Origin of the sequence: Pseudonocardia benzenivorans CB1190 (assembly GCF_000196675.2) — a bacterium.
Classification (GTDB): domain Bacteria; phylum Actinomycetota; class Actinomycetes; order Mycobacteriales; family Pseudonocardiaceae; genus Pseudonocardia; species Pseudonocardia benzenivorans.
Genome location: NC_015312.1, coordinates 5,529,457 through 5,552,785 on the forward strand (window position 1 = coordinate 5,529,457; position 23,329 = coordinate 5,552,785).

19 protein-coding genes are annotated in these 23,329 nt (G+C 73.8%); 6 read left to right on the plus strand and 13 right to left on the minus strand.

The window, feature by feature from the left end; translation table 11 throughout:
• Nucleotides 1-68: 68 nt before the first annotated feature.
• The gene (locus PSED_RS25985; RefSeq protein ID WP_013677213.1) at nt 69-887 is read left to right on the plus strand and encodes a formate/nitrite transporter family protein; all 819 of its coding nucleotides are present in this window, start codon (nt 69-71) and stop codon (nt 885-887) included.
• Between the two features lie 31 nt (nt 888-918).
• Here the strand turns inward: PSED_RS25985 and PSED_RS25990 are convergent, their stop codons facing one another.
• Nucleotides 919-1,425 (minus strand): DUF6912 family protein, encoded by a 507-nt coding sequence (locus PSED_RS25990; protein ID WP_013677214.1) that lies wholly within the window; start codon nt 1,423-1,425, stop codon nt 919-921.
• Between the two features lie 24 nt (nt 1,426-1,449).
• Nucleotides 1,450-2,859, minus strand: coding sequence for a WS/DGAT/MGAT family O-acyltransferase (locus PSED_RS25995; protein ID WP_013677215.1), 1,410 nt, complete (start codon nt 2,857-2,859; stop codon nt 1,450-1,452).
• 36 nt (nt 2,860-2,895) lie between these two features.
• Here PSED_RS25995 and PSED_RS26000 point away from each other — a divergent pair, with 36 nt between their 5' ends.
• From PSED_RS26000 to PSED_RS26015, 4 genes are all read left to right on the plus strand, one after another.
• Nucleotides 2,896-3,666, plus strand: a complete 771-nt coding sequence (locus tag PSED_RS26000) for a TrmH family RNA methyltransferase (protein ID WP_013677216.1) — start codon at nt 2,896-2,898, stop codon at nt 3,664-3,666.
• An 82-nt stretch (nt 3,667-3,748) separates the two neighbouring features.
• Nucleotides 3,749-5,293 carry a glycan biosynthesis hexose transferase WsfD gene (gene wsfD, locus PSED_RS26005; RefSeq protein ID WP_049803509.1) on the plus strand — a complete coding sequence of 515 codons (1,545 nt, stop codon included), beginning with the start codon at nt 3,749-3,751 and terminating at the stop codon, nt 5,291-5,293.
• Between the two features lie 9 nt (nt 5,294-5,302).
• Nucleotides 5,303-6,523, plus strand: coding sequence for an alpha-hydroxy acid oxidase (locus PSED_RS26010; protein WP_013677218.1), 1,221 nt, complete (start codon nt 5,303-5,305; stop codon nt 6,521-6,523).
• 44 nt (nt 6,524-6,567) lie between these two features.
• Nucleotides 6,568-6,783, plus strand: a complete 216-nt coding sequence (locus PSED_RS26015) for an antitoxin (RefSeq protein WP_041760013.1) — start codon at nt 6,568-6,570, stop codon at nt 6,781-6,783.
• A 12-nt stretch (nt 6,784-6,795) separates the two neighbouring features.
• Here the strand turns inward: PSED_RS26015 and PSED_RS26020 are convergent, their stop codons facing one another.
• Nucleotides 6,796-7,695: an HAD-IA family hydrolase gene (locus PSED_RS26020; RefSeq protein ID WP_049803510.1), complete on the minus strand. Its 900-nt coding sequence runs from the start codon at nt 7,693-7,695 to the stop codon at nt 6,796-6,798.
• A 115-nt stretch (nt 7,696-7,810) separates the two neighbouring features.
• Here PSED_RS26020 and PSED_RS26025 point away from each other — a divergent pair, with 115 nt between their 5' ends.
• The gene (locus tag PSED_RS26025; RefSeq protein WP_013677221.1) at nt 7,811-8,605 is read left to right on the plus strand and encodes an Rv3235 family protein; all 795 of its coding nucleotides are present in this window, start codon (nt 7,811-7,813) and stop codon (nt 8,603-8,605) included.
• A gap of 254 nt (nt 8,606-8,859) precedes the next feature.
• Here PSED_RS26025 and secA read toward each other — a convergent pair whose 3' ends face one another.
• The 10 genes from secA to PSED_RS26075 all read right to left on the minus strand — a co-directional run bounded on the left by secA (nt 8,860) and on the right by PSED_RS26075 (nt 23,196).
• On the minus strand, nt 8,860-11,718 hold the full coding sequence (gene secA, locus PSED_RS26030) for a preprotein translocase subunit SecA (protein ID WP_013677222.1): 2,859 nt from the start codon (nt 11,716-11,718) through the stop codon (nt 8,860-8,862).
• A 206-nt stretch (nt 11,719-11,924) separates the two neighbouring features.
• Nucleotides 11,925-12,623, minus strand: a complete 699-nt coding sequence (gene hpf, locus PSED_RS26035; RefSeq protein WP_013677223.1) for a ribosome hibernation-promoting factor, HPF/YfiA family — start codon at nt 12,621-12,623, stop codon at nt 11,925-11,927.
• Between the two features lie 328 nt (nt 12,624-12,951).
• Nucleotides 12,952-13,686: a ComF family protein gene (locus PSED_RS26040; protein WP_063822005.1), complete on the minus strand. Its 735-nt coding sequence runs from the start codon at nt 13,684-13,686 to the stop codon at nt 12,952-12,954.
• A gap of 182 nt (nt 13,687-13,868) precedes the next feature.
• Nucleotides 13,869-15,581: an LpqB family beta-propeller domain-containing protein gene (locus PSED_RS26045; protein WP_013677225.1), complete on the minus strand. Its 1,713-nt coding sequence runs from the start codon at nt 15,579-15,581 to the stop codon at nt 13,869-13,871.
• 350 nt (nt 15,582-15,931) lie between these two features.
• The gene (gene mtrB, locus PSED_RS26050; RefSeq protein ID WP_013677226.1) at nt 15,932-17,722 is read right to left on the minus strand and encodes an MtrAB system histidine kinase MtrB; all 1,791 of its coding nucleotides are present in this window, start codon (nt 17,720-17,722) and stop codon (nt 15,932-15,934) included.
• Nucleotides 17,723-18,071: 349 nt separating this feature from the next.
• Complete coding sequence (gene mtrA, locus PSED_RS26055; RefSeq protein ID WP_013677227.1) at nt 18,072-18,749, minus strand: MtrAB system response regulator MtrA; 678 nt, start codon at nt 18,747-18,749, stop codon at nt 18,072-18,074.
• Between the two features lie 49 nt (nt 18,750-18,798).
• Nucleotides 18,799-19,443, minus strand: a complete 645-nt coding sequence (locus PSED_RS26060) for a dTMP kinase (protein ID WP_013677228.1) — start codon at nt 19,441-19,443, stop codon at nt 18,799-18,801.
• An 11-nt stretch (nt 19,444-19,454) separates the two neighbouring features.
• On the minus strand, nt 19,455-19,940 hold the full coding sequence (locus PSED_RS26065) for an NUDIX domain-containing protein (protein ID WP_013677229.1): 486 nt from the start codon (nt 19,938-19,940) through the stop codon (nt 19,455-19,457).
• Nucleotides 19,941-19,953: 13 nt separating this feature from the next.
• Nucleotides 19,954-21,465: an adenosylhomocysteinase gene (ahcY, locus tag PSED_RS26070; protein ID WP_013677230.1), complete on the minus strand. Its 1,512-nt coding sequence runs from the start codon at nt 21,463-21,465 to the stop codon at nt 19,954-19,956.
• A gap of 438 nt (nt 21,466-21,903) precedes the next feature.
• Nucleotides 21,904-23,196, minus strand: a complete 1,293-nt coding sequence (locus tag PSED_RS26075) for a glutamate mutase L (RefSeq protein WP_013677231.1) — start codon at nt 23,194-23,196, stop codon at nt 21,904-21,906.
• Nucleotides 23,197-23,329 lie beyond the last annotated feature (133 nt).

A 23,329-nucleotide genomic window follows, 5' to 3' on the forward strand; every position in this document is an offset into this window, starting at 1 on the left:
ACGTCGCCGTCCGCGATCACGGGCCCGCTCGCGCGGCGGGACGGCCGCCGGGCACCTACCCTCCGGCGATGAGCGCCCAGGATCCCGGCGAACCGGACGTCGCACAGGCCGACACGGAGCGCACGTTCGACCGCCTCGTCGACGAGGGCACGCAGCGGCTCGGCCGCTCCTGGTCCGGCCTGCTGTCGACGGGCACGCTCGGCGGCCTCGACATCGGCGTCGGCGTGCTCGCGCTGCTGCTGGTCGAGCACGCGACCGGCGACAAGCTGCTCGGCGGGCTGGCGTTCTCGCTCGGTTTCGTCGCGCTCACCCTCGCCCGCAGCGAGCTGTTCACCGAGGACTTCCTCGTGCCGGTCGCCGCGGTCGTCGCCCGCGCGAGCACGCCACTCGCGCTGGCCCGGCTGTGGGGCGTCACCCTGCTGACGAACCTGGCGGGCGGCTGGGTCATCACCTTCGTCGTCGTCGCGGCGTTCCCGTCGCTGCGCGAGACCGCGATCGAGTCGGCGCAGGGCTACGTACGGCTCGGGATCGGCTGGCACGCCTTCGCGCTGGCGCTCGTCGGCGGGTTCCTCATCACGCTCATGACGCACATGCAGCACTCGACGGACTCCGACGGCGTGCGGCTGGTCCCGGCCGTCGGCATGGGGTTCCTGCTCGGCGCTGGCTCCGTCGACCACGCCGTGGTCGCCTCGCTGCTGTGCTTCGCCGCGCTGCACGCCGGCGCGCCGTTCGGCTACGCCGACTGGCTCGGCCTCGCGTCGTTCGCCGCGCTCGGCAACATGGTCGGCGGCCTGCTGCTGGTGACGATGCTGCGGCTGCTGCAGGTACCGCACAAGGTCGCGCAGGAGCGCCGCCAGAACGTCCCCGAGGTCACCGCGGAGTCGTGACGGGGCGGCCCCGACCCCCGGCCGGCCGGACTCAGCCCAGCTCCACGACGAACGCGATCTCCGACGGGGCGTACCAGGCCAGCTCGTGGTCCTCGGCCTCGCCGACGAGGAACTCCGCGTCGAGATCACCGAGGTCGGCCGCGTCGACGGCGCCCGCGGCCTGGCGGACCGCGTACTCGGCCTCCTCGTTGTCGACGTGGACCGCGGCGATCGCCGACGCCGGCACCGGCCCCGAGATGCGCACGGCACCGTCGTCGAGGTCGGGACGCAGGGTCACGTCGTCGACGTCGGCGGCCACGACGACCCGTCGCGCGGGCGTCCCCTCCTCACCGAGTCCGAGCTCGACGCCGAGCAGCCGCAGCGACGCGCGCGCCGCCTCCAGCATCGCGGCGTACTCCAGCTCCTCGTCGTCGCCGGACACGTAGGACTCGCGCAGCCGCGGTGTCAGCGCGAACGCGGTGCCGCCGATGGGCTCGAAGTTCCCCGTCTTGACCAGCCGCGCCAGCATCGGCCACGTCCCTGGCAGGTAGATCCGCACGTTCGCCTCTCCCGCACCTGTTCGTCAGCCGGCCGTGGCCAGCAGCTCATCGAGCGCCTCGTCGACGAGGCCGGCGAGGACGTCGACGTCGTGCATCGCGTCCCGGTCGCCGTTGAAGCCGTAGTACACGCCCCCGTCGTAGCTGGTCAGGCCGATCGCGAGGGCCTGCCCCTTGGCCAGCGGAACGACCGGGAACATCTCCAGCATGCGCGCACCCGCGGCGTAGAGGGGGAACTGCGGGCCCGGGACGTTCGTCACGACGAGGTTGAAGATCCGCTTCGAGAACCCGCTCGCCGCGCGGGCGCCCAGCGCGTGCAACGTCGGCGGGGCGAACCCGCCGATCCGCACCAGGGTGTCCGCGCCGACGGACTGGCCGCCCGCGGTGTGCTCGGCCATCGCGTGCGACACGTGCCGCAGCCGCACCAGCGGGCTCGCCTCCCCCACCGGCAGGTCGACCAGGAACGACGACACGCGGTTGCCCAGCGAGCCCGCCGTCGCCGAGCTGGGCACGTCGGCCTCGCCGCGCACCGACAACGGGACCATGGCGCGCACCGCGGCCGACGCCGTGACCGGCTCCCCGCGGGAGAGCAGCCAGTTCCGCAGCGCACCGGAGATCACGCTCAGCACCGCGTCGTTGACCGTGCAGCCGTGCGCCGCCCGGATCCGCCGGTAGGCCTGCAGCTCGGTCCGCGCCACCGCGAACCGGCGCTGCGTCGAGATGTCGACGTTGAGCGGGGTCCCCGGAGCGCGCCGCGACGCGGTGCGCGCCACCGTGAACAGCTTCGTCGCCACCCCCGCGACCTTGCCGGCCGTCGCCAGCGCGTCGCCCGCGGCGGTGCGCACGTTGTCGACCAGCTCGCTCGGCCGCGACACCATGTCCCCCAACGCCTCCAGCATCAGGGTGGCGCTGCCCGGCTCGGGGTGGGGCATCCACAGGTCCTCGGGCAGGACCCGCGGCTCGGGCGAGACGTCGAGGATCACCTGCGCGATGTCGATGGCGCTGATCCCGTCGACCATCGCCTGGTGGGTCTTGGTGACGACCGCCGCCCGGTTGTCGGCCAGCCCCTCGACGAGGTACATCTCCCAGAGCGGCCGCGTGTGGTCGAGCGGGCGCGACATCAGCCGCGCGACCAGCTCGGCGAGCGCCTCGTCGCTGCCCGGCCGGGGCAACGCGCTGCGGCGCACGTGGTAGGCGATGTCGAAGTCCTGGTCGTCGACCCACACGGGCCGGGCGATGTTCCCGGGGACGTGGCGCACCTTCTGCCGGTACCGCGGCACCAGCGCGATGCGCTGCTCGACCAGGTCGACCAGCCCGTCGTAGTCGAAGCCGGCGGGCGGGCGCTCGAAGATCGCGACGCCGCCGACGTGCATGGGCGTCGTCGCCTCCTCCAGGTAGAGGAAGGACGCGTCGAGCGCGGAGAGCCGGGGCGGCATGCCGATGATCCTACGGTCGCGTGGGACCCTGGCGGCGTGCCCGAGCCGCGTTCATCGACCCGTTCGCCCAAGGACACGTTCATCACGGTGTACGGGCGCAAGCCGGTACTGGAGGCGCTGGCCGACGAGTCGCTGGTCGTCGACAAGGTCCTGCTCGCCGAGGGCAGCCGCGGCGAACCCGTCCGGGCGATCCGCGACGCCGCCCGCGCCCGCGGCGTGCGCGTCGAGACGGCGTCGGCGCACCGGGTGAAGGTGTTGGCGGGCAACGGCCGGCACGACCAGGGCGTGCTCGCCGACGTCGTCGCGCCGCGGATGGCGCCCGTCGAGGAGTTCGTGTCCGACCTGGGCACCCGCCGCGGCGCCTCGGTGCTGGTGCTCGACGCGGTCACCAACCCCGCCAACGTCGGCATGATCCTGCGCAGCGCCACCGCCGCCGGGCTCGACGGGGTGCTGCTGCCGCGCCGCGGCGTCCCGGCCATCGACCCGCTGGTGATCAAGGCGTCGGCCGGCGTGGCGTTCTCGGCACCGGTGCTGCGCTCCGCGACCGCGGCGCAGGGGTGCGCCGTGCTCAGGGCGGCCGGGTTCGCCGTGCACGGGCTTGCCGCGGGCGGGGACTCGCTGCTCGAGGCCGAGCTGCCCGAGCGCGTGGCACTGGTGCTGGGCAACGAGTCCGAGGGCCTGTCCGCCGACGTGCGCGAGGAGCTCGACGGGACGTTGGCCATCCCCATGTTCGGCGGCGTGGAGTCGCTCAACGTCGCGAGCGCCGGGGCCGTCGCCGCGTACGAGCTGCTCCGCAGACGGCGCTGATCGGCGGCACGGCGCGCACCGTGACACACCCCGTGGGTGACGGAGTCCGGCCGGCAGCGCCGGGCCGGGTTCAATGGAGCCGATGGAGCCCGTGACGCGCGACGCCGAGCCCGCCGCCGCGGTCCCCGCTCCCGGGGCCGCCGGCCGGCGACGGCTGCCGGCCGGGCGCGTCGTCCCTGCCGCGGTGGCCGGCCTGCTGGCACTGCTGGCCCTCGGCCTGTCGACGGGCCTGCTGCTCGGGAGCCCGGTCGGCGCGGGCGACAACGGCGACGGCGCCCGCCTGTGGTGCGGCGCAGGGCTGGTCCCCGGGACGCCGGACGGTTCGTCGAGCTGGAAGGGCGGTGTCGTCCTCGACTTCAGCACCGGCGCCCCCGCCTGCGCCGACCCGCTGCCGTCGTCGGCCCTCGACGTGCTGCGCGCCGTCACCCCGGCGGGTCCGGGCACCTGGTCGTTGACCACGCTCGGCTGGACCTACCTCGGCGTCGCCGTCGTCGCGGCGGCCGTCGCCGGATGGGCGGCGTCGGCGCGCGGGCCATGGCGGGCCACCCTGCTGGCCGCGCCCCTGCTGCCGGCGGCCGAGCCGGCGTTCGGGCGGTTCCTGATCTCGACGTTCAGCGAGCCCGCCGGTCTCGTCGGCGTGTTCGTCCTGCTCGTCGGGGTGGTGACGGTGGCCGTCACGCGGCGCGACGACCGCGCCGAGCGAACCGTCGGGCTCGTCCTCGTCGCGGTCGGCGGCGTGCTGGCGGCGACCGCCAAGACCGGCTACGTACCCGTCCTCGCGGCCGCGGTGCTGGTCTGCCTGGTGACCCCGGTCGGGCCGCGCGGGCGGCGCGGGCGGGTGCCGGGCGCCGTCATGGCCGTCGCGCTCGTCGCCGTCGCCGTCGGCCCGATCGTCGACACCGCGGACTGGCAGGCGCGGCACTACGCGACCGTCAACACCGTCGACGTCGTCTTCACCACGGTGCTGCCCGAGGTCGGGCACACCGCACTCGGCCCGCTCGGGCTCCCCGCGGACGCCGCGCAGCGTTCCGGCCAGGCCTACTTCCCCCGCGCCGACGAGAGCCTGCCCGGCACCGCCGCCATCGCCGCCGACCCCGACGGGGTCCGCGACGCCGCCTGGACCGAGCTGGCGTCGAGTCCCGGGGCACTGCTGCGGTCGGTCGGGGTGGCCGTCCAGGCGACGCAGGGGCGGGCGATCGACTACCTGCCCTCGGCGCCCTGGACCCCCGCGACGCCTGCGCCCGCCCTCGGCGGCACCACCGGCCCCGTCGGCGCGGACACCGCGACGATGCGCGCCTGGCTCGACGACATGGCCGTGCCGTGGTGGCCGTCGGCGGTGCTGCTCGCGGGCGTCCTCGCGGGCGTCGCCGGGCTGGTCGGCCCGCTGCGCAGACGGTTCCCGGCGGCGACGACCGTCGGGCGGGTCGGCGGGCTGAGCGCGGCCACGTCGCTCGCGCTGGCCGTGACCGCGGTGCTCGGCGACGGGTATTTCGAGATCGCGAAGCACGTCTGGCTCGCGGCCTACCTCGTCGACACCACGGCGGCACTCCTCGTGGCGACGGCCGTCGCGGTGACGCTCGACCTGGTCCGCTCACACGGGGTTCAGCCGGGGCCTGCGACTGCTTAGGGTGAGGCAATGGTGCACCGCCGCATGCCGAAACCCTCCGAGATCCTGCCGCTCCTCCGACCGGCGCCGATCCGCTGGGACGCGACGGAACGCCGCCTCGCGCGCGCCGCGAACATCGCCGACCTGCGGGAGATCGCCCGCCGCCGCACCCCGCGCGCCGTCTTCGACTACACCGACGGCGCCGCCGACGGTGAGCTGAGCCTGCGCCGCGCCCGGCAGGCCTTCTCGCGCGTCGAGTTCACCCCCAGCGTCCTGCGTGACGTCTCCGAGATCGAGACCGGCCGCACCATCCTCGGCAAGCGTTCGACGCTGCCGTTCGCGTTCGCGCCCACCGGCTTCACGCGCATGATGCACACCGAGGGCGAGAGCGCGGTCGCGGCCGTCGCGCAGGAGGTCGGCATCCCGTTCACGCTCTCGACGATGGGCACCACGACGATCGAGCAGATCGTCGACATCGCGCCGGACGTGCGCCGCTGGTTCCAGCTCTACCTGTGGCGCGACCGCGCCTACGCCAAGGACCTCGTGCAACGGGCCGCCGACGCCGGCTACGACACGCTCATGCTGACCGTCGACACGCCCGTCGGCGGGGCCCGGCTGCGCGACGTGCGCAACGGCCTCACGATCCCGCCCGCGCTGAGCCTGCGGACCTTCCTCGACGGCGCGCGGCACCCGCACTGGTGGTTCGACATGTTCACCACCGAACCGCTGGCCTTCAGCAACCTCGAGGGCACCGACGGCACGATCGCCGAGATGATCAACCGCGTGTTCGACCCGGCCCTGACCATGGCCGACGTCGAGTGGCTGCGCGGCGCGTGGCCCGGGACGCTCGTCGTCAAGGGGATCCAGAGCGTCGCCGACGCCCGCCGCGTCGTCGACGCCGGCGCCGACGCCGTCCTGCTCTCCAACCACGGCGGCCGCCAGCTCGACCGCGCCCCCGTCCCGCTGGAGCTCATCGAGCCGACGGTGGCCGAGCTGCGCGGCGAGGCCGAGGTCCTCGTCGACACCGGGATCACCCACGGCGCCGACATCGTCGCGGCGATCGCGTTGGGCGCCAACGCCGCGCTCGTCGGCCGCGCCTACCTGTACGGGCTCATGGCGGGCGGGAAGCGGGGTGTGGAGAAGGTCGTGCAGATCCTGCGCGGCGAGATCGAGCGCACGCTGGCGCTGATGGGCGTCACGCGCGTCGACGACCTCCGTCCGGAGCACGTCCGCATTCGCCCGTACGGGTGAGCCCCGGGTGGCGCCCGCAGCCCGACAGGACCACAGTGGCCGCCATGGGATTCATGGACAAGGCCAAGGAGATGCTCGGTCAGCACGACGACAAGGTCGACCAGGGTCTCGACAAGGCCGGCGACCTGGCCAAGGAGCGCTTCGCAGGACACGACGACCAGATCGACGGCGCCGTAGGGAAGGCGAAGGAGGCGACCGGCGAGGGTGACACCACGGCGGCACCCGCCGAACCCCCGGCCGACCAGCCGCCGCCCGCCTGACGCCCGTACGACTCACTCGAGGTGGAGGTCCAGCAGGACCTCCACCTCGAACACTGTCGTCGCGGCATCGACGTGGCCGACGACGATCGCGCCCGCCTCGCGCGCGCCGCGCAGGTTGGCCCGGTCGTCGTCGACGACGACGCAACGTTCCACCGGCACCCCCACGGCCCGGGCCGCCGCCCGGAAGGCCGCGGGGTCGGGCTTGCGTGGGCCGTCGTCGCCGGTCACCACCACGTCGAACAGCGCCGCGACCTCGGCCGGGACGGCGCGGGCATCGGTGAGCAGTGCCGTCGGCACGCCCGCCCGGCGCGCCCGTTCCGGGAGCGTGGCGACGGGCGGGCCGTCGGTCATGACGCCGCCGTAGTCCATCACCAGCGCCGCCGCGGCAGGTGCTGTCATCGGCCTCGCGCCGTCGCCGACGGCGTGCGTCCGCGCTCGCTCATAGGCGTGTGGCCTCCTCGCCTGCGGGGGTGTGTCCTTCCTCGCCCGTGGGGTGTCGTCCGCCTCGGCTCGGGCGAGCAACTCATTGAGGTAGCCGCGGATCTCGTCGCCCGCGACCGGCAGCCAGGCCCGCGACCGCCCCGCGAGATCGGCCGTCGCCGCCCCGAGCACGTCGCGACCACGTGGGCCGAGCGTGATCCCGACCGTCCGACGGTCGTCGACCGCCCGGTGCCGGCGGACCAGATCCTGATCGTCGAGAGCGTCGAGGACCGGGGTCAGCGTCGCGGGAGCGACGCCCACCGCGGCAGCGAGATCGCGGTGCGACGTGCGGTCCGCGCCCGCAAGCGCCTCCAGGACCGCCAGCCCCGTCGTCGTCAGGCCGTGCGCCGCGACCACCTCGCGCCGACGCCGCTCCAGCGCGCGCCCCGCCCGCACGAGCAGCACGTCGAGACCTGATTCGATCGGCGCCACGAACGGACCGTACCCGCGCGACCGTCCGGTGGCGGACGGTTCGTCGCCTCACGATGCGGATGCGTACGGGTGCTAACGCCCGCGCTCCCGCGCGCGGCGAACCGACCCTGCCCACATGAGCGCCGACTCCGACCGCACGACACCCGACGCAGCGCCCGTCCGGCGGGTCCGGCTGCGCGTGCTGCACCACGAGCCGGACGCCGAGCCGATCCCGCTACCACCACCCGCGCCGAGGGGCTGGGTGCTGGTCGGGTCGGCGGTCCCCGTTCCGGAGAGCACCGTTCCGACGTGGCCTCCCCCGGCGGTCCGCGCCGCACCGCCCCGCCCTGCTCCCGACCGGGAGACACCCGCCGCGGCGCCGGCCGGCGACCCCGGGATGCGCGCCGCCGTCGCCCACGCGCTGCGGTTGTTCGTCGAGGTCATCGGCGGGCGGCTCCCGGCGAGCCGGCTCGGCCGCGTCGCGACGCCGTCCGTCGTGCGCTACGCGGCGGCCACCGTCGCGCGCCCCGATCTCCGACGTGCCGTCCCGGTCCGGTCGCATCCCACTGCGTCACGGGCGGGTTCGCGGGAGCGCCCGGCGGGATCGCCCACGCGATCCGCTGTTGTTGCGCCGCAACGGGTCGGCGACCGCATCTGCTCAGTCAGGTTCGACCAGCCTGCTCCGGGAGTCGTCGAGGTCGCCGCCGTCTGCCGCTTCGGCGACCGGTTCCGCGCGCTCGCCGCTCGCTTCGAGCAGGACCGTTGTCGGCGCACCGGGATCGAGGACGACGCGGACGAGGAGCTCGCGGCCGAACCGCACCGCACCGAGCCGACACACCTCACCCCGCAGGTCGGCGCCGGACAGGACACCCGCGGCACCGACGGGGCCGCGGGCTCCCGATGGCGCTGCGTCGCGGTGCGCCTCGGCTGACCGCGCGAGCGCCACATGTGCGCCGGTTCCGGGGTGGGGTCGCAACGCGTCGACGACAACCCGGCGAAGGTTGCCTGCCCGGTCCGCCGGGTGCACGCCCCAGTGGCGCCCGCACCGGACTGCCGCGCGGCGACAGCGCGCCCGGACAGCGGGCGTGCTCTCGACGCAACCCCGGAGCACCGGCACGCGGCGGCGCCGGGTTCCCGTCGACACCGCACCCCACGGCGAGCCCCGGCTACGGCCTCGTGCTCAGCTCACCGGCCCCGGCGGCGGGCCTTCTCGGCCTTGCGCTGCGCGGCGCGGCGCTCCGAGCGGTTGCCCTGTCCCTGGCCGGCGGGCTGCCGGTTGGGCCGGCGTCCGCCGCCTCCGCGCACGGCCTCGCCGCCGTCCTCGTCGGGACCGCTGTAGCGCAGGTTCTCCTGCTGTCGCGGGCCGCCGAAGATGGCGGGCAGGACCGTGGTCGCGTCCTCGTCGGGCTGCGCCCGACCCGCCGGCACCCGGCTCGGCTGCCCGTTCCCGTTGCGCCCGTTGCCGTTCGTGACCGGCGGCGTCACCGGCACCTCGGTGGTGACGGCCGCGTCGGCGGCGACGGGCTGCGGCTCCGGCTCGGCGACCTGCACCTGAACCTGGAACAGGTGGCCGACCGTCTCCTCCTTGATGCCCTCGAGCATGCGGGAGAACATGTCGAAGCCCTCGCGCTGGTACTCGATCAGCGGGTCGCGCTGCGCCATCGCGCGCAGGCCGATGCCCTCCTTGAGGTAGTCCATCTCGTAGAGGTGCTCGCGCCACTTGCGGTCCATGACCTGCAGCAGAATCTGGCGCTCGAGCTCGCGCATGCCGCCCTGCTCGCCGATCAGCGCGTCGATCTCGGCCTCGCGACGGTCGTACGCCGCCGCCGCGTCGGGCAGCAGCACCTCGAGCAGGGACTCCTTGGTGAGGTCGTCGAGGTCGCCCTCGTCGGCCAGGCTCCTCCAGTCGACCGAGACCGGGTAGATCGTGCGCAGGGCGGTCCAGAGCCGCTCGAAGTTCCAGTCCTCGGCGTAGCCCTCCGCGGTCTCGCCCTCGACATAGGCCGTCACGACGTCGTCGAGCATGTTGCGGATCTCGTCGCGGACGTCCTCACCGTTGAGCACCCGGCGCCGCTCGTCGTAGATGACGGTGCGCTGCTGGTTGAGCACCTCGTCGTACTTCAGGACGTTCTTGCGGATCTCGAAGTTCTGCTGCTCGACCTGGGTCTGCGCGGAGCGGATGGCCTTGGTGACCATGCCCGCCTCGATCGGCACGTCGTCCGGGAGGTTGAGCCGGTTCATGATCGTCTCGACGAGCTGGCCGTTGAAGCGCCGCATGAGCTCGTCGCCGAGCGAGAGGTAGAACCTCGACTCGCCCGGGTCGCCCTGGCGGCCGGAACGACCACGGAGCTGGTTGTCGATGCGCCGCGACTCGTGCCGCTCGGTACCCAGGACGTAGAGGCCCCCGGCCTCGCGGACCTCCTCGGCCTCGGCCACGACCTGCGCCTCGGCCTCGGCGAGCGCGGTGTCCCACGCGGCCTCGTACTCCTCGGGCGTGGACACCGGGTCGAGCCCGCGGGCGCGGAGCTCGAGATCGGCGATGAACTCGGGGTTGCCGCCCAGCATGATGTCGGTACCGCGACCGGCCATGTTCGTCGCGACCGTGACCGCACCGGGGACACCCGCCTGCGCCACGATCGTGGCCTCGCGCTCGTGGTGCTTCGCGTTGAGCACCTCGTGCGGGACCTGGAGCTGCAGCAGTAGCTTCGACAGGTACTCCGACTTCTCGACGCTGGTCGTACCCACCAGCACCGGCTGACGCTTGGCGTACTTCTCGGCGATGTCCTCGGCGACCGCCGCGAACTTCGCCTCCTCGGTCTTGAAGATGACGTCGCCGAGGTCCTGCCGGATCATCGGCCGGTTCGTCGGGATCGTGACGACGCCCAGCTTGTAGATCTGGTGCAGCTCCGCCGCCTCGGTCTGGGCGGTACCGGTCATGCCGGAGAGCTTCTCGTAGAGCCGGAAGTAGTTCTGCAGGGTGATGGTGGCCAGCGTCTGGTTCTCGGCCTGGACCTCGACGCCCTCCTTGGCCTCCAGGGCCTGGTGCATGCCCTCGTTGTACCGCCGACCGGCGAGCACACGACCGGTGAACTCGTCGACGATCATGACCGCACCGTCGCGGACGATGTAGTCCTTGTCCTTCTTGAACAGCTCCTTGGCCTTGATGGCGTTGTTCAGGTAGCCGACCAGCGGCGTGTTCGCGGCCTCGTAGAGGTTGTCGATGCCCAGCTGGTCCTCGACCAGCTCGACGCCTTCCTCGGTGACGCCGATCGTGCGCTTGCGCTCGTCGACCTCGTAGTGGACGTCGCGCTTGAGCATCGGCGCCATCCGCGCGAACTCCTGGTACCAGCGGGCGCTCTGCTCGGCCGGGCCGGAGATGATCAGCGGGGTGCGCGCCTCGTCGATGAGGATCGAGTCCGCCTCGTCGACGATCGCGAAGTTGTGCCCGCGCTGGACGAGGTCGTCCTTCTTCCACGCCATGTTGTCGCGCAGGTAGTCGAAGCCGAACTCGTTGTTCGTGCCGTAGGTGACGTCGGCGGCGTACTGCTCGCGGCGCTCGGCGGGCGTCATCTCCGAGAGGATGACCCCGACGGTCAGCCCCAGGAAGCGGTGGATGCGGCCCATCTTCTCGGCGTCGCGCTTGGCGAGGTAGTCGTTGACCGTGACGACGTGGACGCCCTGCCCGGAGATCGCGTTGAGGTAGGAGGGCAGCACACAGGTCAGGGTCTTGCCCTCGCCGGTGCGCATCTCGGCGACGTTGCCCAGGTGCAACGCCGTCCCACCCATGACCTGCACCGGGTAGGGCCGCTGACCCAGCGTGCGGCTGGCCGCCTCGCGGACGACGGCGAACGCCTCGGGCAGCAGGTCGTCGAGCTCCTCGCCGGCCTCGTAGCGCTCCTTGAACTCGTCGGTCTTCGCCCGCAGCTCGGCGTCGGTCAGTGCCTGGATGTCGGCCTCGAACTCGTCGACGTGGTCGGCGATCCGGGCCAGCCGCTTCACCAGCTTCGTCTCGCCGGCGCGGAGCAGACGGTTCAGGAACGACACTGGTCGACCTCATTCACGATCGCGGCACGGGCACTCTGACACGGGGCTGACTGCGGGCCCACGGCACTACGGACGCCGCACCCGGAGGTCCGGCGCCGTCCATGGTAGAGGCACCCGCGGGGTCTCGGCCCCGCAGCGCCGACGGGGGTGATCCGGCTCGCGCGGGCGCGCGGCCGGACCACCCCCGTCGGTGGCCGCAGGTGGCGTCAGCCGCCCAGCCGGATCAGTCCGTAGTCGTAGCCGCGACGCCGGTAGACCACGCTCGGCTCGCCGCTCTCGGCGTCGGAGAACAGGTAGAAGTCGTGGCCCACGAGCTCCATCCGGGCCAGCGCGTCGTCGACGCTCATCGGTTGCGACGTGTGCACCTTGCGCCGCACGATCCGGCCCGGACACGGGTCCGGGTCGCCCGGGCGGTCACCACCGTGCTCTGCCGCGATGGTCTCGGCGTCGATCTCGGCGAAGCCGTCACCGTCGTTGTCGTCGAGATGCTCGTCGTGCGCACGCGGGGTGGGGATGAGCGCCTCGTCGACGCCCGGGACATCGGGGAGTTCGTCGGCATCGGCTGGCACGCGGCCGGCCATCGCGCGCACCCGGCGGTTGCCGAGCCGGCGGCGGTCGTGCGAGCGGCGCAGCCGCCCCTCGAGCTTGGAGATGGCCAGGTCGAGTGCGGCGTAGAAGTCCTTCGCGGTGGCTTCCGCTCGGGCGACGGAGCCGCATCCGCCTCGCCCGGTGATCTCGACGCGTTGACAGGTCTTGAGTTGGCGACGGTTCGGCTCGTGGAAGAGCTCGACGTGCATGCCCATCAGTTTGTGGTCGTAGCGCTCGAGGCGACCGACCTTGTCGGTGACATGGACCCGGAAGTGGTCCGGCACCTCGACGTTACGGCCGGTGACGACAATCTCCACTAGGACATCCCTCGCTTTCGACGTCGATTCGACGAGTCAGCAGCTGGTGTCGGAGGCTCGTCCCCCGACGACCGGATGGTGTGCCGGTTACCTCCCGAAGCGGGACAGGGACTGTTGGGTGAGCACCGTAGCCCGGATCACGATTCGGCAACAGGGGGCGGCGAACACTGTCGCTGACGCGTGTGGTATCGACGAATGACATTCCCTTCGGCCACCCACGTCGGTAACGTCACGTGGTCGGGCGATCACGATCGGATGTCGCACGACGGAGCCCCGGGAGCGACGTCGAGCCGGGCCGATCTCCCTCCCGTTCATGGCTCTCCGCTGGTCATCGCCCCTGTACGGCTGCGGCGACCGCCGGCCGGCCGGCGCTCGCGTCGCACAGCACGAGAGCGGCCACCGGCGTCACCGCCGCGCTCTCGAGCACCCGTCGGCAGACCCGGAGCGTCGCTCCGGTGGTGACCACGTCATCGACCAGCAGCACGCGTGCGCCAGGTGGCGGCAGCCCGGCCCGGCGGGCGCGGACCCGGCCCGTCAGGTTCGTGGTGCGCTCCCCCGCGTCGAGGCCGACCGAGTCGAGCGCCCCGCCCGAGAGCGCCAGTGCGGGCGCGACGGCCACGTGCCCACCCGACACCGCGAGCAGTTCCGCGAGCCGGTGGCACAGCACCAGGACGTGGTCGCCGCCGCGGGCGCGGGCGGCGGCCGGTCGTGACGGCACCGGGACGATCCAGCGCACCGGCCCGCGGTGCCCGCCGGCCCACGCCGGACCCGGCCACGTCGCCGGCGGCATCGCCGCGGCGAGCGTGGTCGCGAGCAGCCCGGCGAGCGCCGCCGCCAGATCGCGCCGGCCTCGCTCCTTGTAGGCGATCAGCGCCCGGCGCAGCGGGCCGCCGTAGCGACCTGCGGCGAGCACGGGGGGTCCGCCGCGACCCCGGGTCCAGTGCGGCGGCCCGGCCCGCGCCGCGCACGTCGCGCACCACGACGGGCCCGGCAGGTCGCAGCCGCCGCAGCCACCGGGGAGCAGCAGGTCGAGCAGGGCAGGAAGCAGCTCGGTCGTTCGCATGACACGGATCATGGCCGGGCCGACCCACGGCGCGCCCCCGCTCCGGGCCCCGGACACCGAGTTGTCCACAAGCGTGCGCTCACCAGCGCTGCCTGTGGACAACTCCTGCAGCCGGCACGGGCCCGGGATAGAACTGTTCCCGACCCCCGTAGGACACCGCGACGGAGGGAGGGACGAGAGGGTCAGCCCGGATAGAACGGAACCGCGTCGGGCATCCCGCCCGCGACGAGCCGCCAGGTGTCGAGGTCACCACCGGAGAAGCTCCACACCCCGCCCTGGTCGGCCACGAGCAGCGGCAGGTTGGGCGAGGCCGCGACGGCCCGCAGCGGCGGGGTCAGGTTCGAGCCCGACACGGTGTCCAGTGCCAGTCCGTCCACCGACACCAGCGACACTGCCCGGTCGTTTCGCGCGCTCGCGACGACCAACGTGTCGGTCGAGCGCCAGTCCACCGCCACCACGTCACCGAGATCCCCGGGGCGCAGCACCCGGGCACCGCGCAGCGTCACCGACCCGTCGGCCGCCCGGGCGACCGACGCCGTCACCAGACGACTGCCCACGACCGCCGCGACGCGCACCCCGTCGCGCGACATCCGAAGGGAGGTGATCGGACCACCGAGTGCAGCGAGTGCCGAGGCGTCGACCGTGCCGCGCCGCGGAGGTGCACCTGCCTCGGTGATCACGCGGGCGACGGTGGAGCCGTCGACGACGGTCCAGACCTCGGTACCGCCCGGCGTCCAGGTCGGCCGGGTCAGCGTCGAGCCGGTGACGTCGGTGACCTCGAGCGGCCTGTCGCCCTCCCCCACGATGAGTCGGTTGCGGCCGCCCTCACGGGAGACGACGGCCTGATGGGAGCCGTCGGGGGTGAGCGCGGCCGCCGCGACGTCGAACGCACCGTTTCCCGTCTGCCCCGGGATCGGCGTCCCGGAGTCGTCGCCACCGAGCTTGCGGACGCGGCCGCCGCTCACGACGAGCGGTTGCTGCTGCGGGGCGGCGGCGTCAGCGGCGTCCGCGGCAAGGGCGGCGACGTCGCTGCGGGTGAGGTCGGGCGTGGCGGGCAGGAGCGGCACGCCGTCGACGAGCAACCGGACCCGGCCGACGTTGATCTCCGACAGCGTCAGCACGACCTGTGCGGCCAGCTGGCGACGGCTCGCGTCGTCGAGGTCGCCGAGCCGGGTGAGGTCGACGACCAGCCCGCCGTCCGCGGCGGTGGCGACGTTCGCGTGCAGCCCGGTCGTCGGGAGCAGCCGGCTGGTGACCGAGCCCGCCAGCGCGGGCGACGGCCCGCCCAGCAGCATGTCCACGGCTTGAGCCGCCTGTGCCTTCGCCGGCACCGCGGGCAGGTAGCGCAGGTCGGGCACGACACGCCCGCGAGCGGGGTCGACGAAGTACACCCTGATCGTGCGGTAGTTCGACCGCAGGTCCGAGAGCCGGACGAAGACGCCTTCGGGAAGGGAGGCGATGCGCCACTGGCCATCGCGACGCACGACGGTCACGTCGGCCTCGACGGGAGCCTCGTCGGGCTCGAACGCACCGGTCGAGGACAGCATCCCGATGCGGGTGCCGCGGATGCGGACGGTCGTCGAGTCGGTGCCGGTCGCGACGGGGACGGTGCCGAACTGCTCGTCGAGGACGGTCACGGAGGCGGCGTCGTCCCAGCCGGCCGCCTCTGGCGCGAGGAACCGGCGGGCGGCGCCGTGCCGGTCGGCGCTGCTGCCCGAGGCGTAGACGAAACCGCGGACGAGGTCGAGCGGGTTGGTGCCGTCGGCGGGCCCGGGCGGGGCCGGCGGTGCCGCACCGTCGCTGACCTTGCGCAGCACCTGCACCGACGAGTCGCCGGGAACGGTCGCGCAACCCGCCGCGACGAGCCCCAGCACGACCAGGAGTGCAGCCAGCACGACCCGACGGCGCCGGGACACGGACGGCGAGCCGTCCCCGGGACAGCGGCGGGCCGACACGGGACGACGAGCCGGCACGGGACGGGGGGCCGACGAGGAACGGCGGGCCGACGAGGAACGCCCGAGGGTCGACAGGGAACGGAGGTGCGCTGATGAGGAACGGCCGCGGATCGACGAGGAACGCCGGCGCGCCGACGCGGATGGCCCACCAGCCGAGCCGTCCGCGGGGGCGGCCGGTCGACCGCGCGCGCCACGTGCAGGCTCGGTCGATGCGCCGACGAGCGGCGTCGCGGGCTGTGCAGCGGCCGTCGGCCCCGGCTCCTGGTGGACCGGCCGTTCCTCCCGGGCGGTCATCGCCGACCACCAGGCCGGCTCACCGGTGGCGCCCCCTGCACGGTGGCCGGGTCATCGGACTCGTCGTCGCCGTCGAGGAGCCCGCGTGGGATGCCGAGGGGCGGCGTCGGGACGGAGTTGGTCTCGGCCGGGCGGGTGCCGTCCGGCCCGAGCGGGAGGGGGCTCGTCGTGATCTTGCAGTTGACGGTGCGGGGCAGCGTCAGCCGGAAGGTCGAGCCCTCACCGGGGCGACCCCACGCCTGCAGCCAGCCGCCGTGCAACCGGGCGTCCTCCAGGCTGATCGAGAGGCCGAGCCCGCTCCCGCCGCTGCGCCGGGCACGGGACTCCTCGGCACGCCAGAACCGGTTGAACACCAGCCCGGCCTCGCCGGGCCGGAGCCCGACACCGTGGTCCCGCACGGCGACGGCCACGGCGTCGTCGTCGCCGGCCAGGGTGACCTCGACCGGGCGGCCCTCGCCGTGGTCGATCGCGTTCGCCACCAGGTTCCGGATGATCCGCTCGACGCGCCGGGAGTCGACCTCGGCGACGACGTCGATCGGCAGGTCGAGGACGAGGGGCGTGCCGCTCTCCTCGGCGAGGCCCCGGACCGCCTCGACCGCGCGGGAGACGACGCCGTGCATGTCGAGCCGTTCGGCGCCGAGCTCGGCGACACCCGCGTCGAGCCGGCTGATCTCCAGGAGGTCGGCGAGCAGGGCCTCGAACCGATCGAGCTCGGTGACGAGCAGTTCCGAGCTGCGGCGCAGCGCGGGCAGCAGTTCCTCGCGAGAGGCGTACAGGACGTCGGCGGCCATCCGGACCGTCGTGAGAGGAGTGCGGAGCTCGTGGGACACGTCGGAGGTGAAGCGGCGTTGCAGCGCGCCGAACTCCTCGAGCTGGCGGATCTGGGTCTGGATGCTCGAGGCCATCTCGTTGTACGACTCGCCGAGCCGAGCCATCTCGTCGTCGCCGCGGACCGGCATGCGCTCGTCGAGGTGCCCGTCGGCGAACCGCTCGGCCACCTCCGCGGCCTGCCGCACGGGCCGGACGACCTGCCGCGTCACCAGGCTCGTGATCGCCGCGAGGAGGATGATCAGCACCAGCCCCGAGACGATCAGCGTCGACTGGACGAGGCCGAGCGTCCGCTGCTCGGCGTCGAGCGGGAACAGCAGGTAGAACTGCAGGTCGCGGCCTGCGGTGGTGACGGGCTGGCCGATGATCAGCGTCGGGGTGTCGCCGACGGTGACGTACTTGCGGGCCAGCCCTCCCGCGGCGACGGCGGCGGCCATGTCGGGCGGGATGTCGCCGACCGTGCCCGCCGAGACGGGCCTGCCGGAGCCGCCGGGGGTGTCGCCGGTGGTGAGGACCGCGCGGAACTCGCCCGCGGTCGGCGATCCGGGCTGGTCGGCGATGCTGGAGTTGGTGAGCTGCTCGAGCGCGTTGGTCAGCGTCGCCTGGGCGCCCTCCCGGTCGGGGTCGACGCCGGAGAGGTCGCGTTCGAGCACTGCCCTGGCCGACTCGGTCTGGGTGACCGCGGCGTCGAACTTGCCCTGCACGAGGCGGTCGGCGATCTGGGTCTGCAGCACCAGGCCCAGCACGAGGACCACTGCCGTCGAGAGGGCGAGCGTCGACACGGCGACGCGCAGCTGCAACGACCTGCGCCAGGCGGCCGCGAAGGCGTTGCGGACCTCGGTGACGCCGAGGACGGTGTGGTGCCCGACCGTGGCGAGCCGCCGGGCGACACCGGTGCGGGCCAGCCGTCGACCGACCCGCCCGAGGAGCCGGCCGACACCGCGGCCGGCGCTGATCATCCCCAACCGCCCGACGGCACGCACCGCCCGTACGGCGCGCACCCGGCCATCGGCGCCGGGCCACCCGGCGTCCGGGCACCCGGCCGCGCACAACCGGGCCGCGCACAACCGGGCGCGTACCCGCGCAGCGCGCACCCGGGCAGCGCGGACCCGGGCAGCGCGGACCCGGGCAGCGCGGACCCGGGCAGCGCGGACCCGGGCAGCGCGGACCCGCGGAGCACATTCCCAGGCCGCGCATACCCGCAGATCGCGCGCCCACGGAGCACGTTCCCGCGGAGCACGTTCCCGCGCGGCGCGTTCCTGCGGTGCGCGTACCCCCGCCGCGCGTTCCCGGAGGGCGCGGCGCCGGTCACGGCGGGCCGGCCTTGTACCCGACCCCGCGGACGGTCAGCACGACCTCGGGGTGCTCGGGGTCGCGCTCCACCTTCGAGCGCAGCCGCTGCACGTGCACGTTGACCAGCCGGGTGTCGGCGGCGTGCCGGTAGCCCCACACCTGCTCGAGGAGCACCTCGCGGGTGAACACCTGCCGCGGTTTGCGCGCGAGCGCGACCAGGAGGTCGAACTCCAGCGGGGTCAGCGCGATCGGCACGCCCCCGCGGGTGACCTGGTGGGCGGGGACGTCGATGTCGACGTCGCCGATCGAGAGCTGCTCGGCGGGCTCGTTCTCCACCCGCCGCACCCGGGCGCGGATACGCGCGACCAGCTCCTTGGGCTTGAACGGCTTCACGACGTAGTCGTCGGCGCCCGACTCCAGGCCGAGGACGATGTCGACGGTGTCGCTCTTCGCCGTCAGCATCACGATCGGGACGCCGGACTCCGAGCGGATCGCCCGACACACGTCGATCCCGTTCATGCCGGGCAGCATGAGGTCGAGCAGGACGACGTCGGGCCGCAGCTCCCGGACGGCGGGCAGGGCCTTGGTCCCGTCGCCGACGACGGCGGTGTCGAAGCCCTCCCCGCGCAGAACGATGGTCAGCATCTCGGCCAGTGCCGGGTCGTCGTCGACCACCAGAACGCGCGACTTCATGTGCGCAGCATCCCACCACCGTGCGACACGAGCGGCCGGGGGCCTCGGCTCACACCCGCTCGACGCGGGTGGCGAGAGCGGCGGCGTCGACGGGCGCGGCGCCGTCGACGACCTCCCACTCCGACAGCCACGACGCGGCGGCGAGCTGCGCGTAGACGGCCGCGGTCCGCGCCTGCAGGGCGTCGTCGGACTCGTAGGCGTCGCGGTCGCGGCCGGCCTCGGTGCGCGCGCGGCCGGCCGCCCGCGCCGCGGCGACCGACTGCGGCACCTGCAGCAGCAGCTGCAGGTCGGGCACGGGCAGCCCGAACCGCTCGATCTCCAGCTCGCGCACCCACGCGACGACCTCGCCGGACGCGTCCTGGTGCAGGCGTGCGGCGTTGTAGGCCGCGTTGGACGCGACGTACCGGTCGACGATCAGCACGTCGTGGGCGGCGAGCAGGTCGGCGAGCACGGGCACGGCCGCCCGCCGGTCGAGTGCGAAGAGCACGGCCATCCCGTGCACCGAGTCGGACAGGTCGCCGAGCCGGCCGTAGAGGGCGTCGCGGGCGAGCTCGGCGTGCACGTCGTCGTCGTAGCGCGGGAACGCGAGCCGGGCGGTCGAAGCCCCGGCCGCGTCCAGGGCGGCGCACAGCCCGTCGGTCAACGTCCGTTTGCCGGCCCCGTCGAGGCCCTCGATCACCACCAGCCGTCCCACGGACGCGGAACCTATCCGGCGAGCCCCACGCCGCGGACCGCGGGCCAGCTCGCGGCGAACCCGGGGTGCAGGGGTACGTCGCCGAGACCTGCGACGGGCGTCCAGGCGAACTCGACGCTCTCCGCCCCGCGCACGGCGACGGGGGGCATCACGGGCAGCCAGAGCGCGACGGTGGTGTAGGTCCAGCCGCCGTGGTCGTCGACGAACTCGCCGGCGGCGTCGATGCCCACGACCTCGAGGTCGGACTCCTCGGAGACCTCCCGGCGGGCCGCGTCCTCGGCGGACTCGCCGAGGTCGCGGGCGCCGCCGGGGATGCCCCACGTACCGCCGTGGTGGCTCCACGACGCACGGTGCTGCAGCAGCACCCACTCGGCCCCGGCGGGGTCGCGATGGCGCGCGAGCAGGCCGGCCGCACCGTGGATCCCCCAGTGCTTGTGGCCCTGGGCGCAGTACGTCCAGCCGTCGCCCGACGTGCGGGGCGCGACCCCGGCGGTCACCGTGCGCGGCCCGTCAGTAGCGGTAGTGCTCGGGCTTGAACGGGCCCTCGACGTCGACGCCGATGTACTCGGCCTGGTCCTTGCTGAGCTTGGTCAGCTCACCACCCAGCGCCTGCACGTGGATGCGCGCGACCTTCTCGTCGAGGATCTTGGGCAGCCGGTACACGTCCTTCTCGTACTCCTCGTGCTTGGTGAACAGCTCGATCTGGGCGATCGTCTGGTTCGCGAACGAGTTGGACATGACGAACGACGGGTGCCCGGTCGCGTTGCCGAGGTTCATCAGCCGGCCCTCGGACAGCACGATCATCGTGCGGCCGTCGGGGAAGATCCACTCGTCGACCTGCGGCTTGATGTTGATCTTCTTGATGCCCGGGATGCGCGCGAGGCCGGCCATGTCGATCTCGTTGTCGAAGTGCCCGACGTTGCCCAGGATCGCCTGGTGCTTCATCTTCTTCATCAGGTCGACGGTGACGATGTCCTTGTTGCCCGTCGTGGTGATGACGATGTCGGCCTGGCCGATCACGTCCTCCAGGCGCGCGACCTGGTAGCCCTCGAGCAGCGCCTGCAGGGCGCAGATCGGGTCGACCTCGGAGACGATGACCCGGGCGCCCTGCCCGGCGAGCGCCTCGGCGGACCCCTTGCCGACGTCGCCGTAGCCGGCCACGACCGCCACCTTGCCGCCGATCAGCACGTCGGTGCCGCGGTTGAGGCCGTCGATCAGCGAGTGCCGGATGCCGTACTTGTTGTCGAACTTGCTCTTGGTGACCGAGTCGTTGACGTTGATCGCCGGGAAGAGCAGCAGCTCCTGCTCGGCGAGCTGGTAGAGCCGGTGCACGCCGGTGGTGGTCTCCTCGGTGACACCACGGATGTCCGACGCGACGCGCGTCCAGTACTGCCCGTCGGCGGCCAGGCTGCGGCGCAGCGTGTCGAGGATGATCCGGTACTCGTCGGAGACCGTGAGGTCCTCGTCGTCGACGGTCGGGACCACGCCGGTCTTCTCGAACTCCACGCCCTTGTGCACGAGCAGCGTGGCGTCACCGCCGTCGTCGAGGATCATGTTCGGGCCCACGACGGCGCCGTTCTCGTCGCGGAACGCGAACAGCTGCTCGGTGCACCACCAGTACTCCTCCAGCGTCTCGCCCTTCCAGGCGAACACCGGGACACCGGCAGGCGCCTCGGGGGTGCCCGTCGGGCCGACGACCGTCGCGGCCGCGGCGTGGTCCTGGGTGGAGAAGATGTTGCAGCTGACCCAGCGGACGTCGGCGCCCAGCGCGGTCAGGGTCTCGATCAGCACCGCGGTCTGCACGGTCATGTGCAGCGAGCCCGCGATGCGGGCGCCGTGCAGCGGGCGGGCCTCGGCGTACTCGCGACGCAACGCCATCAGCCCGGGCATCTCGTGCTCGGCGAGCCGGATCTCCTTGCGCCCGAAGTCGGCAAGCCCCAGATCGGCGACGGCGAACTCCAGACCGTTGCGCTCCTGGCGCCGGGCTCCGGGGTCGGTCGTCGTCGTGTCGGTCACGCTCATCGGGTGGTCAGTCCTCCTCGTGTGCCGCGCGCGCTCTCGGCACGCGGCGGTGTTCCGTCATGATGCTTCGGGAGCGACGCCGGCGATCAGTGACGCCGCGACGGAGGGGGACGACATGCAGGCGGCCTCCTCCGACGAGTGAGGCGCCCTTCGTTCAGCAATGGCCCGGTGGTCGAGCGTGGCGGACATCCGTCCGTCGCAGCGCCCCTCGACCCCGACTCAGCGATCGCACCTTCCAGCTTCGTCGCCCGGTGCGGCCGGTGTCAACTCGCGTCCCGGAAGGCGGACCAGGACGTCCGGACAGCCGCCTCCGGTTGTGACCGCAGTCACGAAACCGCAGGTCCGCACGGTGGGCGCGTGTCGGCACCGGGGGGCGGCCGACCCCGGTCCCGGGCCGTGCCGACGCCGTACCGGAGAGGTCGCCGCTCACGGCAGGGGTCAGCCGAGCACGTGGTCCTGCAGCAGCGCCTCGGCGACGTCGGCCCGGCCGTCGGCCGCGAGCAGACCCGCGGGCGCGAGCACGATGTCGTTGTCGACGACGACCCGCGCGCCGTCGAGCACCGGGGCGAGCACGGCGTCGGCCCGCAGTGTGGCGACGACCGCGCGCAGCCCACCGTGGTCGCGCTGGCGGAACACCCCGCCCGAGAGCACGACGAGACCGGGCGGCCGCGCCGCGTCGGGCGGGGCCGCGGCCAGGTGCCTGCGCACCGCGACCGACGCCGCGAGCGCCGCGATGCGCCGGTCCTCGGCCGCCCCACCGGCGTCGCGCGGGACCCAGCCCGGCTCGGCGGCCATCCGTTCGACGGCCGGCCCCAGCAGGTCGGCCTCGACCGGGTCGACGAGCCCCTCGGCCTGGCCCTCGGTCAGGACTCCCGTCGCGGCGCTGCGCATGCCCAGGTCGCCCTCGACGGTCCGGCTCGCCTCCCCGTCGGGGTCGGCGAGGTGGACCGACGTCGTCGCGGACCCGACGTCGACGAGCAGCACCCGGCCTCCGGTGACCCGGGCCAGCTCGGCGACGCCGCGCGCCACCGCGTCGGGCGTCGCGAGCCGCACCAGCCGCCGGAACCGCGGCGCCGCCGACGGTCCCTGCACCCCGACGACGTGGCCCGCGAACATCTCGGCCACGACCTGCCGCGCCGGCTCGGCCACCACGGTCCCGACCTTGGGGACGACGTTGTCGCACACGACGACCGTGCGGCCTGTCGAGCGCAGCAGCGCGAGCGCGTCGTCGCGGGCGGCGACGTTGCCCGCCAGGACGATCGGGTACCGCACGCGGGCCCTGGCGAGCCGTCCGGCGTTGTGCAGCAGTACCGCGGGGTCGTCGCCGTCGGCGCCGCCGATCAGCAGCAGGGCCCCCGGCCGGTGCCCGCGCACGACGCGGACGTCCTCCGCGCTGAGCGCGCCCGCGTGCACGTGCACGACGCGCGCCCCGGCCGAGCGGGCCACCCGGTGCCCCGCCTCGGTCGCGGCCAGTGCGTCGGTCCCGATGACGACGAGGCGCAGCCCCCCACCCGCCGACGACGAGGCCAGCACCGTCGGCTCCCCGTGGGCGCGGGCCGCGGCGGTCACCGCCCCCACCGCCGCGTCGACCCCGGCGAGGACGTCGGCGGTCGTCGTCGGGTGTTCGGCGAAGCCCTGGATCGTCCCGTCCGACCGCACGAGGACGGCCTTCGTCCAGGCCGAGCCCACGTCGAGGCACACGGTGGCGCCCGCGAGGCGGTCCGTGGTCATGGCGGACGAGCCTACTGGTGATCCCGCCCCCGGTCGGCCGACGACGCGGTCCCGACCGGGCGTCACGCGACGCATGTCCGATCCGTCGGAGCCCGGTAACGTGCGTCACGATGGTGGCGTCGAGGCCACCGGA

Excerpts from the sequence above, each read along its gene's own strand:
- wsfD (WP_049803509.1), top strand. The coding sequence starts at position 3,749 with ATGGAGCCCGTGACGCGCGACGCCGAGCCCGCCGCCGCGGTCCCCGCT.
- ahcY (WP_013677230.1), bottom strand. The coding sequence starts at position 21,465 with ATGAGCGTGACCGACACGACGACGACCGACCCCGGAGCCCGGCGCCAG.
- mtrB (WP_013677226.1), bottom strand. The coding sequence starts at position 17,722 with ATGATCAGCGCCGGCCGCGGTGTCGGCCGGCTCCTCGGGCGGGTCGGT.
- PSED_RS26025 (WP_013677221.1), top strand. The coding sequence starts at position 7,811 with ATGAGCGCCGACTCCGACCGCACGACACCCGACGCAGCGCCCGTCCGG.
- mtrA (WP_013677227.1), bottom strand. The coding sequence starts at position 18,749 with ATGAAGTCGCGCGTTCTGGTGGTCGACGACGACCCGGCACTGGCCGAG.
- PSED_RS25985 (WP_013677213.1), top strand. The coding sequence starts at position 69 with ATGAGCGCCCAGGATCCCGGCGAACCGGACGTCGCACAGGCCGACACG.
- PSED_RS26015 (WP_041760013.1), top strand. The coding sequence starts at position 6,568 with ATGGGATTCATGGACAAGGCCAAGGAGATGCTCGGTCAGCACGACGAC.
- PSED_RS25995 (WP_013677215.1), bottom strand. The coding sequence starts at position 2,859 with ATGCCGCCCCGGCTCTCCGCGCTCGACGCGTCCTTCCTCTACCTGGAG.
- PSED_RS26010 (WP_013677218.1), top strand. The coding sequence starts at position 5,303 with ATGGTGCACCGCCGCATGCCGAAACCCTCCGAGATCCTGCCGCTCCTC.
- PSED_RS26075 (WP_013677231.1), bottom strand. The coding sequence starts at position 23,196 with ATGACCACGGACCGCCTCGCGGGCGCCACCGTGTGCCTCGACGTGGGC.
- PSED_RS26040 (WP_063822005.1), bottom strand. The coding sequence starts at position 13,686 with ATGCGAACGACCGAGCTGCTTCCTGCCCTGCTCGACCTGCTGCTCCCC.